Here is a 16,830-nt window from a genome sequence, read left to right on the forward strand (position 1 = left end):
AAGTAAATGGCGCAATCAAATCAAACGCTAAACAAGACATTGATACTGCAGCAGAGAAAGCCAAAGAAGCCATCGACAACTCTGACTTACCAGAGACGTCAAACAAAGCAAAAGACGCAGTAGAGAAAGCCAAAGAAGCCGCTAAACAAGCGATCGATAACGCCACAACGGACGCTGACGTCAACACTGAAAAAGCTGGTACAACAAGCGATAGACTTACCAAAAGCAAAGAAGATGCGAAAAAAGCCATTGATGACGCCAAGCCGCTAAAGATACCGCAATCGACGAGAAATTCAACACAAAGAATTAACAGAAACAGAAGAGACGATGCGAAAAAAGCCGCTAAACAAGCAGATACGGCAAAAAAGCCATCGATGCCGCAACAAATGTTGAGGGAGTCAATACGGCAAAAACGAGGGTCTACCAAAAGTAAACGCTGAAGTAAATGGCGCAATCAAATCAAACGCTAAACAAGACATTGATACTGCAGCAGAGAAAGCCAAAGAAGCCATCGACAACTCTGACTTACCAGAAGACGTCAAAACAAAAGCAAAACGCAGTAGAGAAAGCCAAAGAAGCCGCTAAACAAGCGATCGATAACGCCACAACGGACGCTGACGTCAACACTGAAAAAGCTGGTAAACAAGCGATAGACTTACCAAAGCCAAAGAAGATGCGAAAAAAGCCATTGATGACGCCAAAGCCGCTAAAGATACCGCAATCGACGAGAAATTCAACAACAAAAATTAACAGAAACAGAAAGAGACGATGCGAAAAAAGCCGCTAAACAAGCAGCAGATACGGCAAAGAAGCCATCGATGCCGCAACAAATGTTGAGGAGTCAATACGGCAAAAACAGAGGTCTACCAAAAGTAAACGCTGAAGTAAATGGCGCAATCAAATCAAACGCTAAACAAGACATTGATACTGCAGCAGAGAAAGCCAAAGAAGCCATCGACAACTCTGACTTACCAGAAGACGTCAAAACAAAAGCAAAAGACGCAGTAGAGAAAGCCAAAGAAGCCGCTAAACAAGCGATCGATAACGCCACAACGGACGCTGACGTCAACACTGAAAAGAAGCTGGTAAACAAGCGATAGACTTACCAAAAGCCAAAGAAGATGCGAAAAAGCCATTGATGACGCCAAGCCGCTAAAGATACCGCAATCGACGAGAAATTCAACAACAAAGAATTAACAGAAACAGAAAGAGACGATGCGAAAAAAGCCGCTAAACAAGCAGCAGATACGGCAAAAGAAGCCATCGATGCCGCAACAAATGTTGAGGGAGTCAATACGGCAAAAACAGAGGGTCTACCAAAAGTAAACGCTGAAGTAAATGGCGCAATCAAATCAAACGCTAAACAAGACATTGATACTGCAGCAGAGAAAGCCAAAGAAGCCATCGACAACTCTGACTTACCAGAAGACGTCAAACAAAGCAAAAGACGCAGTAGAGAAAGCCAAAGAAGCCGCTAAACAAGCGATCGATAACGCCACAACGGACGCTGACGTCAACACTGAAAGAAGCTGGTAAACAGCGCGATAGACTTACCAAAAGCCAAAGAAGATGCGAAAAAAGCCATTGATGACGCCAAAGCCGCTAAAGATACCGCAATCGACGAGAAATTCAACAACAAAGAATTAACAGAAACAGAAAGAGACGATGCGAAAAAAGCCGCTAAACAAGCAGCAGATACGGCAAAAGAACCATCGATGCCGCAACAAATGTTGAGGGAGTCAATACGGCAAAAACAGAGGGTCTACCAAAGTAAACGCTGAAGTAAATGGCGCAATCAAATCAAACGCTAAACAAGACATTGATACTGCAGCAGAGAAAGCCAAAGAAGCCATCGACAACTCTGACTTACCAGAAGACGTCAAAACAAAAGCAAAAGACGCAGTAGAGAAAGCCAAAGAAGCCGCTAAACAAGCGATCGATAACGCCACAACGGACGCTGACGTCAACACTGAAAAGAAGCTGGTAAACAAGCGATAGACTTACCAAAAGCCAAAGAAGATGCGAAAAAAGCCATTGATGACGCCAAAGCCGCTAAAGATACCGCAATCGACGAGAAATTCAACAACAAAAATTAACAGAAACAGAAAGAGACGATGCGAAAAAAGCCGCTAAACAAGCAGCAGATACGGCAAAAGAAGCCATCGATGCCGCAACAAATGTTGAGGGAGTCAATACGGCAAAAACAGAGGGTCTACCAAAAGTAAACGCTGAAGTAAATGGCGCAATCAAATCAAACGCTAAACAAGACATTGATACTGCAGCAGAGAAAGCCAAAGAAGCCATCGACAACTCTGACTTACCAGAAGACGTCAAAACAAAAGCAAAAGACGCAGTAGAGAAAGCCAAAGAAGCCGCTAAACAAGCGATCGATAACGCCACAACGGACGCTGACGTCAACACTGAAAAAGAAGCTGGTAAACAAGCGATAGACTTACCAAAGCCAAAGAAGATGCGAAAAAAGCCATTGATGACGCCAAAGCCGCTAAAGATACCGCAATCGACGAGAAATTCACAACAAAGAATTAACAGAAACAGAAAGAGACGATGCGAAAAAAGCCGCTAAACAAGCAGCAGATACGGCAAAAGAAGCCATCGATGCCGCAACAAATGTTGAGGGAGTCAATACGGCAAAAACAGAGGGTCTACCAAAAGTAAACGCTGAAGTAAATGGCGCAATCAATCAAACGCTAAACAAGACATTGATACTGCAGCAGAGAAAGCAAAGAAGCCATCGACAACTCTGACTTACCAGAAGACGTCAAAACAAAAGCAAAAGACGCAGTAGAGAAAGCCAAAGAAGCCGCTAAACAAGCGATCGATAACGCCACAACGGACGCTGACGTCAACACTGAAAAAGAAGCTGGTAAACAAGCGATAGACTTACCAAAAGCCAAAGAAGATGCGAAAAAAGCCATTGATGACGCCAAAGCCGCTAAAGATACCGCAATCGACGAGAAATTCAACAACAAAGAATTAACAGAAACAGAAAGAGACGATGCGAAAAAAGCCGCTAAACAAGCAGCAGATACGGCAAAAGAAGCCATCGATGCCGCAACAAATGTTGAGGGAGTCAATACGGCAAAACAGAGGGTCTACCAAAAGTAAACGCTGAAGTAAATGGCGCAATCAAATCAAACGCTAAACAAGACATTGATACTGCAGCAGAGAAAGCCAAAGAAGCCATCGACAACTCTGACTTACCAGAAGACGTCAAAACAAAAGCAAAAGACGCAGTAGAGAAAGCCAAAGAAGCCGCTAAACAAGCGATCGATAACGCCACAACGGACGCTGACGTCAACACTGAAAAAGAAGCTGGTAAACAAGCGATAGACTTACCAAAAGCCAAAGAAGATGCGAAAAAAGCCATTGATGACGCCAAAGCCGCTAAAGATACCGCAATCGACGAGAAATTCAACAACAAAGAATTAACAGAAACAGAAAGAGACGATGCGAAAAAAGCCGCTAAACAAGCAGCAGATACGGCAAAAGAAGCCATCGATGCCGCAACAAATGTTGAGGGAGTCAATACGGCAAAAACAGAGGGTCTACCAAAAGTAAACGCTGAAGTAAATGGCGCAATCAAATCAAACGCTAAACAAGACATTGATACTGCAGCAGAGAAAGCCAAAGAAGCCATCGACAACTCTGACTTACCAGAAGACGTCAAAACAAAAGCAAAAGACGCAGTAGAGAAAGCCAAAGAAGCCGCTAAACAAGCGATCGATAACGCCACAACGGACGCTGACGTCAACACTGAAAAAGAAGCTGGTAAACAAGCGATAGACTTACCAAAAGCCAAAGAAGATGCGAAAAAAGCCATTGATGACGCCAAAGCCGCTAAAGATACCGCAATCGACGAGAAATTCAACAACAAAGAATTAACAGAAACAGAAAGAGACGATGCGAAAAAAGCCGCTAAACAAGCAGCAGATACGGCAAAAGAAGCCATCGATGCCGCAACAAATGTTGAGGGAGTCAATACGGCAAAACAGAGGGTCTACCAAAAGTAAACGCTGAAGTAAATGGCGCAATCAAATCAAACGCTAAACAAGACATTGATACTGCAGCAGAGAAAGCCAAAGAAGCCATCGACAACTCTGACTTACCAGAAGACGTCAAAACAAAAGCAAAAGACGCAGTAGAGAAAGCCAAAGAAGCCGCTAAACAAGCGATCGATAACGCCACAACGGACGCTGACGTCAACACTGAAAAAGAAGCTGGTAAACAAGCGATAGACTTACCAAAAGCCAAAGAAGATGCGAAAAAGCCATTGATGACGCCAAAGCCGCTAAAGATACCGCAATCGACGAGAAATTCAACAACAAAGAATTAACAGAAACAGAAAGAGACGATGCGAAAAAAGCCGCTAAACAAGCAGCAGATACGGCAAAAGAAGCCATCGATGCCGCAACAAATGTTGAGGGAGTCAATACGGCAAAAACAGAGGGTCTACCAAAAGTAAACGCTGAAGTAAATGGCGCAATCAAATCAAACGCTAAACAAGACATGATACTGCAGCAAGAAAGCCAAAGAAGCCATCGACAACTCTGACTTACCAGAAGACGTCAAACAAAAGCAAAAGACGCAGTAGAGAAAGCCAAAGAAGCCGCTAAACAAGCGATCGATAACGCCACAACGGACGCTGACGTCAACACTGAAAAAGAAGCTGGTAAACAAGCGATAGACTTACCAAAAGCCAAAGAAGATGCGAAAAAAGCCATTGATGACGCCAAAGCCGCTAAAGATACCGCAATCGACGAGAAATTCAACAACAAAGAATTAACAGAAACAGAAAGAGACGATGCGAAAAAAGCCGCTAAACAAGCAGCAGATACGGCAAAAGAAGCCATCGATGCCGCAACAAATGTTGAGGGAGTCAATACGGCAAAAACAGAGGGTCTACCAAAAGTAAACGCTGAAGTAAATGGCGCAATCAAATCAAACGCTAAACAAGACATTGATACTGCAGCAGAGAAAGCCAAAGAAGCCATCGACAACTCTGACTTACCAGAAGACGTCAAAACAAAAGCAAAAGACGCAGTAGAGAAAGCCAAAGAAGCCGCTAAACAAGCGATCGATAACGCCACAACGGACGCTGACGTCAACACTGAAAAAGAAGCTGGTAAACAAGCGATAGACTTACCAAAAGCCAAAGAAGATGCGAAAAAAGCCATTGATGACGCCAAAGCCGCTAAAGATACCGCAATCGATAAAGCAGAAGGCCTAACAGAAACAGAAAAAGCCAAAGCAAAACAAGCAGTTCAAGACGCAGCAGATAAAGCAAAAACAGCTATTGACGCTGCAACAGATGTGGAAGAAGTCAACAAAGCAAAAGAAGATGGCGAAAAAGAAATTGAAAATTCACCAGTAACATCAGAAAAAGAAGATGTAAAAGTAGCAGTTGATAAAGCGAAGAAGATGCGAAAAAAGCGATTGATGATGCCAAGTGGCTAAAGAAGAAGCAATCGATAAAGCAGAAGGCCTAACAGAAACAGAAAAAGCCAAAGCAAAACAAGCAGTTCAAGACGCAGCAGATAAAGCAAAAACAGCTATTGACGCTGCAACAGATGTGGAAGAAGTCAACAAAGCAAAAGAAGATGGCGAAAAAGAAATTGAAAATTCACCAGTAACATCAGAAAAAGAAGATGTAAAAGTAGCAGTTGATAAAGCGAAAGAAGATGCGAAAAAAGCGATTGATGATGCCAAAGTGGCTAAAGAAGAAGCAATCGATAAAGCAGAAGGCCTAACAGAAACAGAAAAAGCCAAAGCAAAACAAGCAGTTCAAGACGCAGCAGATAAAGCAAAAACAGCTATTGACGCTGCAACAGATGTGGAAGAAGTCAACAAAGCAAAAGAAGATGGCGAAAAGAAATTGAAAATTCACCAGTAACATCAGAAAAAGAAGATGTAAAAGTAGCAGTTGATAAAGCGAAAGAAGATGCGAAAAAAGCGATTGATGATGCCAAAGTGGCTAAAGAAGAAGCAATCGATAAAGCAGAAGGCCTAACAGAAACAGAAAAAGCCAAAGCAAAACAAGCAGTTCAAGACGCAGCAGATAAAGCAAAAACAGCTATTGACGCTGCAACAGATGTGGAAGAAGTCAACAAAGCAAAAGAAGATGGCGAAAAAGAAATTGAAAATTCACCAGTAACATCAGAAAAAGAAGATGTAAAAGTAGCAGTTGATAAAGCGAAAGAAGATGCGAAAAAAGCGATTGATGATGCCAAAGTGGCTAAAGAAGAAGCAATCGATAAAGCAGAAGGCCTAACAGAAACAGAAAAAGCCAAAGCAAAACAAGCAGTTCAAGACGCAGCAGATAAAGCAAAAACAGCTATTGACGCTGCAACAGATGTGGAAGAAGTCAACAAAGCAAAAGAAGATGGCGAAAAAGAAATTGAAAATTCACCAGTAACATCAGAAAAAGAAGATGTAAAAGTAGCAGTTGATAAAGCGAAAGAAGATGCGAAAAAAGCGATTGATGATGCCAAAGTGGCTAAAGAAGAAGCAATCGATAAAGCAGAAGGCCTAACAGAAACAGAAAAAGCCAAAGCAAAACAAGCAGTTCAAGACGCAGCAGATAAAGCAAAAACAGCTATTGACGCTGCAACAGATGTGGAAGAAGTCAACAAAGCAAAAGAAGATGGCGAAAAAGAAATTGAAAATTCACCAGTAACATCAGAAAAAGAAGATGTAAAAGTAGCAGTTGATAAAGCGAAAGAAGATGCGAAAAAAGCGATTGATGATGCCAAAGTGGCTAAAGAAGAAGCAATCGATAAAGCAGAAGGCCTAACAGAAACAGAAAAAGCCAAAGCAAAACAAGCAGTTCAAGACGCAGCAGATAAAGCAAAAACAGCTATTGACGCTGCAACAGATGTGGAAGAAGTCAACAAAGCAAAAGAAGATGGCGAAAAAGAAATTGAAAATTCACCAGTAACATCAGAAAAGAAGATGTAAAAGTAGCAGTTGATAAAGCGAAAGAAGATGCGAAAAAAGCGATTGATGATGCCAAAGTGGCTAAAGAAGAAGCAATCGATAAAGCAGAAGGCCTAACAGAAACAGAAAAAGCCAAAGCAAAACAAGCAGTTCAAGACGCAGCAGATAAAGCAAAAACAGCTATTGACGCTGCAACAGATGTGGAAGAAGTCAACAAAGCAAAAGAAGATGGCGAAAAAGAAATTGAAAATTCACCAGTAACATCAGAAAAAGAAGATGTAAAAGTAGCAGTTGATAAAGCGAAAGAAGATGCGAAAAAAGCGATTGATGATGCCAAAGTGGCTAAAGAAGAAGCAATCGATAAAGCAGAAGGCCTAACAGAAACAGAAAAAGCCAAAGCAAAACAAGCAGTTCAAGACGCAGCAGATAAAGCAAAAACAGCTATTGACGCTGCAACAGATGTGGAAGAAGTCAACAAAGCAAAGAAGATGGCGAAAAAGAAATTGAAAATTCACCAGTAACATCAGAAAAAGAAGATGTAAAAGTAGCAGTTGATAAAGCGAAAGAAGATGCGAAAAAAGCGATTGATGATGCCAAAGTGGCTAAAGAAGAAGCAATCGATAAAGCAGAAGGCCTAACAGAAACAGAAAAAGCCAAAGCAAAACAAGCAGTTCAAGACGCAGCAGATAAAGCAAAAACAGCTATTGACGCTGCAACAGATGTGGAAGAAGTCAACAAAGCAAAAGAAGATGGCGAAAAAGAAATTGAAAATTCACCAGTAACATCAGAAAAAGAAGATGTAAAAGTAGCAGTTGATAAAGCGAAAGAAGATGCGAAAAAAGCGATTGATGATGCCAAAGTGGCTAAAGAAGAAGCAATCGATAAAGCAGAAGGCCTAACAGAAACAGAAAAAGCCAAAGCAAAACAAGCAGTTCAAGACGCAGCAGATAAAGCAAAAACAGCTATTGACGCTGCAACAGATGTGGAAGAAGTCAACAAAGCAAAAGAAGATGGCGAAAAAGAAATTGAAAATTCACCAGTAACATCAGAAAAAGAAGATGTAAAAGTAGCAGTTGATAAAGCGAAAGAAGATGCGAAAAAAGCGATTGATGATGCCAAAGTGGCTAAAGAAGAAGCAATCGATAAAGCAGAAGGCCTAACAGAAACAGAAAAAGCCAAAGCAAAACAAGCAGTTCAAGACGCAGCAGATAAAGCAAAAACAGCTATTGACGCTGCAACAGATGTGGAAGAAGTCAACAAAGCAAAAGAAGATGGCGAAAAAGAAATTGAAAATTCACCAGTAACATCAGAAAAAGAAGATGTAAAAGTAGCAGTTGATAAAGCGAAAGAAGATGCGAAAAAAGCGATTGATGATGCCAAAGTGGCTAAAGAAGAAGCAATCGATAAAGCAGAAGGCCTAACAGAAACAGAAAAAGCCAAAGCAAAACAAGCAGTTCAAGACGCAGCAGATAAAGCAAAAACAGCTATTGACGCTGCAACAGATGTGGAAGAAGTCAACAAAGCAAAAGAAGATGGCGAAAAAGAAATTTCTGTTACACTACCAAATAATAAATTCAGAGTACCTGATTTATCTAATATTGATCAGTCTGTGAAAGATAAATTAAAAGAAGAATTGCTTCGTTTAAATCCTGGTGCGACAATTACTTTTAATGAAAATAAAGTAATAGTCAATGGTGTAGAAATACCATTAACCGACTTGATAGTATATGGTAAATATGAAGTTGATAATGATACTCCTAAGTATGACAAGCCAAATCTAGTTCTAGGAGTAGCAGATGGGTCTAACAATCATAAAGGCGATAATAATGGATTAATAAATGGTGAAGAAACAAAATTCGGAACAGGTTCACTTAATAAAGATTCATATTCAAGTAAAAAACTACCAAAAACAGGAACAACAGAACAAAACACAATATTTTATGGAGCTACTGTATTTGGATTAGGTTTAATGATTGCAGCATTAAGAAAACGATTGGAAGAAGAAACGGAATAAGTGGTATATTTTTTAATGCAAGCTTACTGATGTCATATAGATATGACTGAAAAGTAAAAATGGGAAGATAGCATTGCGATGTTATCTTCTCGTTTACTATTTTGACTTAGGTATACTAGTTATGATATTCTATAGGAGATCGAAAATAGTTTTATAATAAAAAAGTGAGGGAGTAGATATGAGGAACATAGACAGGGGTTTTAGAAAACAAATATTTTCTATTAGAAAGTTAACACTAGGTACAGTTTCTGTTGCAGTTGGTATTTTTTTATGTGGGGCAGCTGTCTCTAATCATCAAGTTGCTTTTGCCAACAGTGAGCAGCAGAGTCACAAACAAATAAAAGTTTCGTATCAATATGTTTTAGAAGATGAATTAACAGCTGATGAGAAACAACATATCATTGCTGAATTACCTATGAATTCACAAGAAGAAAACCAAGTTTATTATATGGTTTATCGTTGTGTTTCACAGGAGAAATTACCTCATACAGCAGAACAAAATATGATATTTTATGGTTTATCGGGTATGGTATGCCTTGCAAGTGGATTTATAATACTGTCAGATAGAAAACGAAAAACGAAACAAATGATGATACCTTTATTTTTTGTAACGGCAGCAAGTGCATTTTTATATTCTCATACAGCTTTATACGCTGTACAAAGTCAGCAATTGGCAAAATACAATCAACTTTTGACTTTGGATAGCCAATCTGTTTTACCTAAAGGTGTTGATATTAATGGTTATCGTTATATTGGTTTTATCAAAGGTGAAGCGACGCATTCAGCAGTGGATTCAAGTGGTAAGAATATTTATATAGATGAAGTAGCTCCTTCTATATCACATAAAGAATCAGAGTTGTCAGTAATATCAACTACAAAAAACATGACAACACTAGATGAGTCAGCACCCGTGACGACACGAGAAACATCTGTAAATGAAGTATCAAAGGAATCTTCAAAAGTAGTGCCAATAGAAAATTCTAAAGAAACAACAAAATTAATAAACAAAGAAACGACTTCAGAAACAACAAGAGTAACAACAAGTCAAGTGACGGAAACGACTAAGGTAACGACAACGCAAGATATGCCAAAAGAAATATTGTATCATGTGTCCTATCAATTTACAGCTGAAAAAGAATTACCTCAAGTTCTTAAAGAGAGAGTATTGCATACCTCACAACAAGTAAAAAATGAAACAATCTTGACAACAAAAGAGATTGATACATCAGATTACAACGACATAGTCAATGATGGAATATGGCAGTTTATAGGTTGGGATAAAACGATTGCGACAGTCAATAAAGCTGATGTAGTGTTTACGGGAATATGGCAGTTTACTCCTAACACTTATAAAATACAGTATGCATTTGAAAAAGATGTCAATAGTTCTTTTGACTTACCACAATCTTTAAAAGAAAGATTGAATGGTAAAACACAATCCAAAGTGGAGAATGGTACATCAGTTACAACGGATATGATTGACACAAGTGATTATGTCGATACGGTTCATCATGGGTTATGGACATTTGTTGAATGGACAAAAACAAGTGAAGTTGTCAATAAAGCTGATGTAACGGTTATTGGGACATGGACATTTAAGGAAAATCCAGTGCCGGAATTATATGCGATAACGTATCGTTTTCAATCAGACACTCAAGACGAAGTACTGCCAGAGAGTGTGATAGCCTTAACACCTAGTCAACAAACAGTTCCTAAAGGAAATGCTGTGACACTTATTCAGCCAACTGAGCAAGAAAAGCGTGTAGAAGGTGGAAAGTGGGTATTTAAAGGGTATGCTCCTACATCTCTGACACATATTCAAAGTGATACAGAAGTTGTTGGGACATGGCATTTTGAAAAAAATCAATATACAGTTCAATATGTATTTAGGTCTGCTACGGAGGGGAAAATACTTCCAGTAGAAGTGAATGCATTGAAACCACATCAAGTGCTTGTACCACATGGACAAATATTTAGTCCAAGTGCGATTGATGGTACAATTACAACAGATGAGGGTGTATGGACATTTGTTGGATATGAACCAACAATTCCTGTCACCGTAACACAAAATACCGTTTTTACTGGGACATGGCAGTTTACACCAAAATCAGCAAATCGTTTATATGTGAACACGAATGCAACACAGGGAGGAAATGGTACAGAAGAAAGTCCGTACAATACACTTCAAAAAGCTTTAACATCAATTAAAGAAGGAGATACGATTGTACTATTGAGTGATGTGAATTTAGCAACAAGTATGGCGAATCAAGTGTTGACTATTGATAAATCTATCACAATAGATGGGCGAGGACATACGATTTATGGTAGAGGTTTGAGTTATTCCTTTGAAGGAGAACACACATTATTGAAAGATATCACACTTTCTAGTACACCGGACGGTAGCAACGCACTTTATATTTATGCGAATGATTCTCATTTGATTTTTGATAATGTTGTCACAAGAACAAGTGCGACGATTAACAGTGATGGCTTTACTTTAGTAGTAGGTAGTCATCGTACGACTGTTCCAGCAACTAAAGGTGCTAATATTATATTTAAAAACTCTCCACAACCAACAGAGCATAGACAAAACGACGGATATAGTTATACAGGTACTGTCTTTAAAGAGATTATTCTTGGAGATACCTATCGAGATAAAACGACACCAACAACACTAATACTTGATAGAAATGTCAGAATTGACTCTTCTGAAAGACATCCTGTAGGCATACGTTTATCAAGTGAACAACATCAAAACCTTGGAGAAGTGAATGTAACATTACAAGAAAATGATAAAATAAATTATATTGATGCAACAAATGCAAGGGATAGTAAATTAAACATCAATTATCGTACGACTCAGGAAAATTTAGATATTAAAGGACGTATAAAACATATTCAGTTAAACAACTCAGTCGTTTTTTTCTCTAAAAATTTCCAAGGGGCAGACACCTTGACATTGGATACAGTTAGAGATGCGGTACAATTAGCATCGAATACTCAAGTGAGTGTAGGCGATATTGTATCATCTGGTGGAGTATTTGTTTTACCATTGACAGCAAGTGTGAATGTAGACAATGAAATAAAAGGGAACTTAAATGTTCTTATCAATCCAGTACAATTTGATGTGACTGAAGAAAAAATATATATGACGATTCAAAAAGGTTCTTTAAACACTGTCACATCGCATATCCTGTTTAATGAACGTAATGGAGATGCAGATATTTATACGTTAATAAAAGAAGAAAAAGTAATTCGCTTGATTCGACAAAACAATCATACGAATACCGATACAAGTTTACAAAAACCAATGATTAGTATTGTTGATATTGAAAAAGACGAAGATAATCGTTCGTTAACTGTTGCTGTAGACATTCAAGGACAAGGTATTATCAGTAGAAAACTTGTTATTATTAAAGAAAGTGATGATTCTATTGTAAAAGAGTTACCAATGGATGAACATATATATGATGTGGAGGTTCAAGGTTTAGAAGCAAACACACCATATAAAATCAGATTAGAAGTTATATATGATTTGAATGACGGTAAAGGAACACAAACAATCATAGATACATATATGGAAGCTATTTCTCTACCATAAAGTAGTTTTATTATAGGTTCTATGTCAAATAGGGTTGATGACTCATAAAAGGTAGTGATGTAACAAATGTGACGTCACTATCTTTTTGTTTTAAGTCACAGTCGCAAATTACAATAGTAAGTTAGCCACCTCAGGTAAATCATAAGAACATACATAGTTAAATAATTTACGTGGATAATGATTTATCCATTGTTCAATAGCCGTTACTTCGTTAGGAGTAACGGTTGTTGTGCCTTTTGGAAACCATCGTCTAATCAATTGATTTGCATTTTCGTTACTACCTCGTTCATAAGAAGAGAATGGATGTGCGTAATAAATAGGATAAGTGATGGCTTCGTCTAATTTTAAAAATTCAGAACCACTATCAGCTGTTAAAGAGCGGATTAAATAGTCTTGTTGAATAGACGTCAAAGCGGTATTCACACTTTGAGCCGTTTTATCAGGAATAAGACGAATGATTTCATATCGTGTTTTTCTGTCTGTTAATGTCAATAATTGTTGTCCACGTTTCTTGTTTAAAATCACTAAATCTATTTCAAAATGCCCGATTTCTTTTCTCTCGTTAATCTTTTGTGGTCGCTGTTCGATAGAGAGGGCATTAGCCTTTCTTGGTGGTCGTTTTTCATTGAATTTTATCGGTTTATGTTTTCTAGGATAAAGTAAAAGTTTACGTGAAATACCACTTATCCACCCTTTGTATACCCATGAGTAAATCGTTGTACAAGAGGGCATATCAGGTAATTGGCTAATCATTTCAGGGGAATATTTATCCATGATTTTTTCTTTGATGATGGTTTCTTTTTCTACCGTTGAAGTATCTGTTCTACCTACGGCTAAACGTAAACGATGATAATCGTTTTGTGCCTTTTGAGCAGAGTATTCTTTAGTGCCACCATGAAAAGATAAATCGATAAGTCCACGTTTGATTTCATTATTGATGGTTTGGTGATTTTTTCCCAATAATCGACTGATTTCTTTATTGCTTTTACCTTCTTTTTTCCATTTTTCGATGAAGTAACGTTCTTTTTCTGTTATATGTTTGCCTTTTGTGTTATAGTATTCTTGCATCTCTTGGTATCCTTTTTTTGTGATTATGAAAAGTATATCCTATGAGATGCTTTTTTTGTATCACTGGCTAACTTAATTATATAATTTACTCAAATCAAAAAAGTTGTACAAAATACTAGGACTTTTAGAATTACTAATATTCATGAAAAACATCAAATAATTAACTGTCTATTCTATAAAAACATATCAAAAAATCCTTATTTCTTAAGAATTCTTAAAATAACAACTATATTTTTCTTAATTATACCCCACTTGTTCCAAAAATCCTGATTTTTTGAATAAATAAAAAACAACATCATAAAAAAGGAGAAAAAACAATGTTTAATAAGAAAAAAGACAGATTTTCGATTAGGAAATTTAAGACAGGAGTAGGATCGATTTTCCTAGGATCTTTTCTTTTGATAACACCGCAAGTATTTGCACACGGAGTAGAAAACACAGAACTAACAACAGAAGCAACTAATGCCAGCGTAGTAGAAAAACCAAAAACAACCACAGCAGAAGAGAAAACAGCTTCAGAAACAGAAAAACAAACAAAAGAAAAAGCAAAAAATATCACATTTGAAGACTTTAAAAAAATGACAACAGAAGAAATTAAGGCACTTACTGTTGAAGATTTTGAACAATTAAACCTTACAGATGAAATAGTAGAAAGTCTATCGCTTGAACAACAAAAAGCTTTGACGCTTTCTAAAAACTTCCAAAATTACAAAAGCAAGCAAAAGAAAAACATTGAAGGAAATAAATTCCGTGATGGAGGAGTTATAAGTGATACAGAGTATGGATGGAACTCAAGAGAAGGAAACGATAGCAACATAGTAAAAGACTCTATCGATGTAAAAGTAGAATGGCTTGGAGATAATGGAAGTGGACAAAATAGAGTTAGAGTAACAGCAAATATCAATAAAAAACATGACTGGTGGAAAGAACCATTATTTTATGTTACTGTACCAGAAGGACTAACAGTAACATCCGTGTCTATGGCAGAAAATACTTCATCTTATTTTTATTCAGATGGAAATGTACTTAATGATTGGGCAACTTCTATACATAGATTATCACGAGAAAAAGGAAAGAGAAGTTATGTTGAAAAAACAGTAAGTTATGGTTATAAAAATGATGGATTTGAAGGTCGTTGGAGAGATACAATAGGCTGGCACATGGAGAAGAGTTGGAATACAACTCCAAGTGAAATAGATAGAATAAACAGCATCAAAAATAGAACTAAAGGAATTTTATCATTTGAAACAGAAGAAACAACTTTAGATTATCGAATCACCTACACAGCAACTGTAGATAGTAGTATAAAAAGTGCTGATGAAGTTGCGTTAATTGCTGGATTTAAATCTAACCAACTACCTATAGGATCTGCACAAAATTATGCTCGTGCTTATCTGAAAGTTTACAAAGAAGCTACTCCTGTACAACCAGCACCAACACCGAGTCCATCTTCAAATCCAGCTTCAGTTACATTTTCAAGCTCGCCTACTGAGTCTACTGAATTAATCATGTGGGCAGGTGTTCGAACTGATAAAGACGTTAAGCTTATTGATGTAGAAGCAGGAGACCCACCTGTTATCTACCTGGCAGATGATTCATCAGATCACCCAGGAATAGAAGCAAAATTCACGGGAAATCTAGCTCCTACTAAACCTATATTCCATTATGATAAAGCAAAAAAAGAATTTTATCTTAAAGCAGGTAGTATATTTGGTCATGGAAATAGTGCTACTCCAGGAGGATTCAACAAACGTATTGTAGCAAATACTAGTAAGGATAGAATTGATAACCCACTTGCAAGAAGTGGGAAAATTAGATTTATGTATTTTCACATACCAGAAGATGTAACGATAGATAAAAACAGCAAATTAATAGCCAAGAGTGATTTACAAGAAGAACTTTTAAAATTAGTAAAATATGAGGCTGCTTATAAAGAACAAGCAGATGCAACTACATTCATAATTAACAGAATGAGAAATGGATCTGGGAAAGAAGTTGATAAGATAACTGACTTGAATGGTCTGGGAAATACTCTTGAAGTAACAGCTGTAACAAAGGATGGTTTTGAAAAAAATATCACTGTAACCCTAAATATCTTAGACAAAGAAGCTACTAAAAAATCAATTGATGAATTAAAAAAAGAAATAGATGATTCTAATAATAGAAGAGATGATCTAACAGAGGAAGAAAAACAAGCTGCAGCAGAAGCGACAAGATTAGCTGCAGAGGATGCAAAAAACAAAATTGATGGAGCAAATGATATATCAAATCTAAAAAGGATCAAAGCAGAAGCAGATAAAAAAATATATGAGAAGCATCGTGTAGCAGCAAAAGATAAACCAAATGCAATAGAAGAAATTGATCAAGAAAAAAGAAAACAAGATGAAGAAATAAATAATTCTTCACTATCAGAATCAGAAAAACAAGCTGCAAAAGATAAAATAGCAAAAGAAGCAGAAAAAGCTAAAGAAGCAATCAATAATTCGCCAACTAGAGATAAAGTCAATGAAGCGAAAAATGCTGGAATAGAGGCTATGAAATTACCTAAAGCAAAACAAGCAGCAGTAACAGCATTAGCCCAAGCCCAAAATGAAGCAAATGCAGCAATAGCAGCAAATGACAATCTAAGTCCAGAAGAGAAAGCAAAAGCTAAAAAAGAAGTAGATGATGCGACAAGTGCAGCAATCGATGCAATAAATAAAGCAACAAATAGCGAAGGAATAACAGCTGGACAAACAGAAGGATTAGGCAAAATCGAGTTAGCGAAAGCAAAAGCAGAAGCAGTAGGGAATTTAGAAAAAGCAAAAGCAGATGCCAAAGCAGCAATCGAACAAAATGGACACTTAAGCAGCGAACAAAAAGACAAAGCTAAGGGTGAAGTAGATGCAGCTACAACTGAAGCGATCGAAGCAGTAGGTAATGCAACAGACAAAGAAGGTGTAACAGCAGCAGAAACTAGTGCAACACCAAAAGTTGACTTAGCGAAAGCAAAAGCCGAAGCGATCGAAGCCCTAGCAGCAAGAGTAGAGAGTGCAAATAGTGAAATAGATAATGCCCAAGGTTTAGATAATTCTCAAAAGAAGCATTAAAAAACAAGGTAAAAGAAGAAGCTAAGAAAGCAGAAGACAGCATCAACAGTGCAACAGATGTATCGACAATACCTGGCTTAAAAGATGCAGGACTATCAGAAGTA

At 37.6% G+C, this 16,830-nt stretch carries 15 protein-coding genes and 6 pseudogenes; 19 read left to right on the plus strand and 2 right to left on the minus strand.

Going from position 1 to position 16,830, the window contains the following annotated elements; genetic code table 11:
- The first annotated feature begins 14 nt into the window (after positions 1 to 14).
- Positions 15 to 440, plus strand: a complete 426-nt coding sequence (locus H1220_01990) for a DUF1542 domain-containing protein (GenBank protein ID QMI86625.1) — start codon at positions 15 to 17, stop codon at positions 438 to 440.
- On the opposite strand, the gene H1220_01995 is transcribed toward H1220_01990, so the two are convergent.
- Positions 399 to 542 (minus strand): hypothetical protein, encoded by a 144-nt coding sequence (locus H1220_01995; GenBank protein QMI86166.1) that lies wholly within the window; start codon positions 540 to 542, stop codon positions 399 to 401. The two genes, H1220_01990 and H1220_01995, sit on opposite strands and share 42 nt — an antisense overlap.
- A 276-nt stretch (positions 543 to 818) precedes the next feature.
- On the opposite strand from H1220_01995, the gene H1220_02000 reads away from it, so the two are divergent.
- The 17 genes and pseudogenes from H1220_02000 (at position 819) to H1220_02080 (ending at position 12,569) form a co-directional block, all read left to right on the plus strand.
- Positions 819 to 1,100, plus strand: a complete 282-nt coding sequence (locus H1220_02000) for a DUF1542 domain-containing protein (protein ID QMI86167.1) — start codon at positions 819 to 821, stop codon at positions 1,098 to 1,100.
- A gap of 66 nt (positions 1,101 to 1,166) precedes the next feature.
- On the plus strand, positions 1,167 to 1,478 hold the full coding sequence (locus H1220_02005) for a DUF1542 domain-containing protein (GenBank protein ID QMI86626.1): 312 nt from the start codon (positions 1,167 to 1,169) through the stop codon (positions 1,476 to 1,478).
- Positions 1,479 to 1,794: 316 nt separating this feature from the next.
- Positions 1,795 to 1,998, plus strand: coding sequence for a DUF1542 domain-containing protein (locus tag H1220_02010; GenBank protein ID QMI86627.1), 204 nt, complete (start codon positions 1,795 to 1,797; stop codon positions 1,996 to 1,998).
- 79 nt (positions 1,999 to 2,077) lie between these two features.
- A pseudogene (locus H1220_02015) lies at positions 2,078 to 2,227 on the plus strand (DUF1542 domain-containing protein).
- Positions 2,228 to 2,528: 301 nt separating this feature from the next.
- Entirely contained in the window at positions 2,529 to 2,765 is a 237-nt protein-coding gene (locus H1220_02020) for a DUF1542 domain-containing protein (GenBank protein QMI86628.1), read from the plus strand.
- A pseudogene (locus H1220_02025) lies at positions 2,752 to 2,901 on the plus strand (DUF1542 domain-containing protein). The gene H1220_02020 and the pseudogene H1220_02025 overlap by 14 nt, the downstream one beginning before the upstream one ends.
- 245 nt (positions 2,902 to 3,146) lie before the next feature.
- Positions 3,147 to 3,353 (plus strand): annotated as a pseudogene (locus tag H1220_02030) (DUF1542 domain-containing protein).
- A 162-nt stretch (positions 3,354 to 3,515) separates the two neighbouring features.
- Positions 3,516 to 3,806: pseudogene (locus H1220_02035) on the plus strand (DUF1542 domain-containing protein).
- Between the two features lie 245 nt (positions 3,807 to 4,051).
- Positions 4,052 to 4,354, plus strand: a complete 303-nt coding sequence (locus H1220_02040; protein QMI86629.1) for a DUF1542 domain-containing protein — start codon at positions 4,052 to 4,054, stop codon at positions 4,352 to 4,354.
- The gene (locus H1220_02045; protein ID QMI86630.1) at positions 4,291 to 4,572 is read left to right on the plus strand and encodes a DUF1542 domain-containing protein; all 282 of its coding nucleotides are present in this window, start codon (positions 4,291 to 4,293) and stop codon (positions 4,570 to 4,572) included. The genes H1220_02040 and H1220_02045 overlap by 64 nt, the downstream gene beginning before the upstream one ends.
- 15 nt (positions 4,573 to 4,587) lie before the next feature.
- Positions 4,588 to 4,707: pseudogene (locus H1220_02050) on the plus strand (DUF1542 domain-containing protein).
- Positions 4,708 to 4,869: 162 nt separating this feature from the next.
- Positions 4,870 to 5,160 (plus strand): annotated as a pseudogene (locus H1220_02055) (DUF1542 domain-containing protein).
- Between the two features lie 307 nt (positions 5,161 to 5,467).
- Positions 5,468 to 5,911 carry a DUF1542 domain-containing protein gene (locus tag H1220_02060; GenBank protein ID QMI86168.1) on the plus strand — a complete coding sequence of 148 codons (444 nt, stop codon included), beginning with the start codon at positions 5,468 to 5,470 and terminating at the stop codon, positions 5,909 to 5,911.
- Positions 5,912 to 5,988: 77 nt separating this feature from the next.
- A complete protein-coding gene (locus H1220_02065) occupies positions 5,989 to 6,975 on the plus strand; it encodes a DUF1542 domain-containing protein (GenBank protein QMI86169.1) in 987 nt (328 codons plus the stop codon).
- A gap of 56 nt (positions 6,976 to 7,031) precedes the next feature.
- On the plus strand, positions 7,032 to 7,475 hold the full coding sequence (locus H1220_02070) for a DUF1542 domain-containing protein (GenBank protein QMI86170.1): 444 nt from the start codon (positions 7,032 to 7,034) through the stop codon (positions 7,473 to 7,475).
- A 77-nt stretch (positions 7,476 to 7,552) separates the two neighbouring features.
- Positions 7,553 to 8,968, plus strand: coding sequence for a DUF1542 domain-containing protein (locus H1220_02075; GenBank protein QMI86171.1), 1,416 nt, complete (start codon positions 7,553 to 7,555; stop codon positions 8,966 to 8,968).
- A gap of 178 nt (positions 8,969 to 9,146) precedes the next feature.
- Positions 9,147 to 12,569 carry a YSIRK-type signal peptide-containing protein gene (locus tag H1220_02080; protein ID QMI86172.1) on the plus strand — a complete coding sequence of 1,141 codons (3,423 nt, stop codon included), beginning with the start codon at positions 9,147 to 9,149 and terminating at the stop codon, positions 12,567 to 12,569.
- Between the two features lie 108 nt (positions 12,570 to 12,677).
- On the opposite strand, the gene H1220_02085 is transcribed toward H1220_02080, so the two are convergent.
- Entirely contained in the window at positions 12,678 to 13,637 is a 960-nt protein-coding gene (locus H1220_02085; protein ID QMI86173.1) for an IS30 family transposase, read from the minus strand.
- Positions 13,638 to 13,954: 317 nt separating this feature from the next.
- On the opposite strand from H1220_02085, the gene H1220_02090 reads away from it, so the two are divergent.
- Complete coding sequence (locus H1220_02090) at positions 13,955 to 16,726, plus strand: GA module-containing protein (GenBank protein QMI86174.1); 2,772 nt, start codon at positions 13,955 to 13,957, stop codon at positions 16,724 to 16,726.
- Positions 16,727 to 16,830: the final 104 nt, after the last annotated feature.

The organism is Carnobacteriaceae bacterium zg-84 (genome assembly GCA_013874835.1).
Lineage (GTDB): Bacteria > Bacillota > Bacilli > Lactobacillales > Aerococcaceae > WM01.

Bases quoted from the DNA above. Each gene is read 5' to 3' on its own strand.
- H1220_02000 (QMI86167.1), top strand. From the start codon at position 819: ATGCCGCAACAAATGTTGAGGAGTCAATACGGCAAAAACAGAGGTCTA.
- H1220_02080 (QMI86172.1), top strand. From the start codon at position 9,147: ATGAGGAACATAGACAGGGGTTTTAGAAAACAAATATTTTCTATTAGA.
- H1220_02085 (QMI86173.1), bottom strand. From the start codon at position 13,637: ATGCAAGAATACTATAACACAAAAGGCAAACATATAACAGAAAAAGAA.
- H1220_02090 (QMI86174.1), top strand. From the start codon at position 13,955: ATGTTTAATAAGAAAAAAGACAGATTTTCGATTAGGAAATTTAAGACA.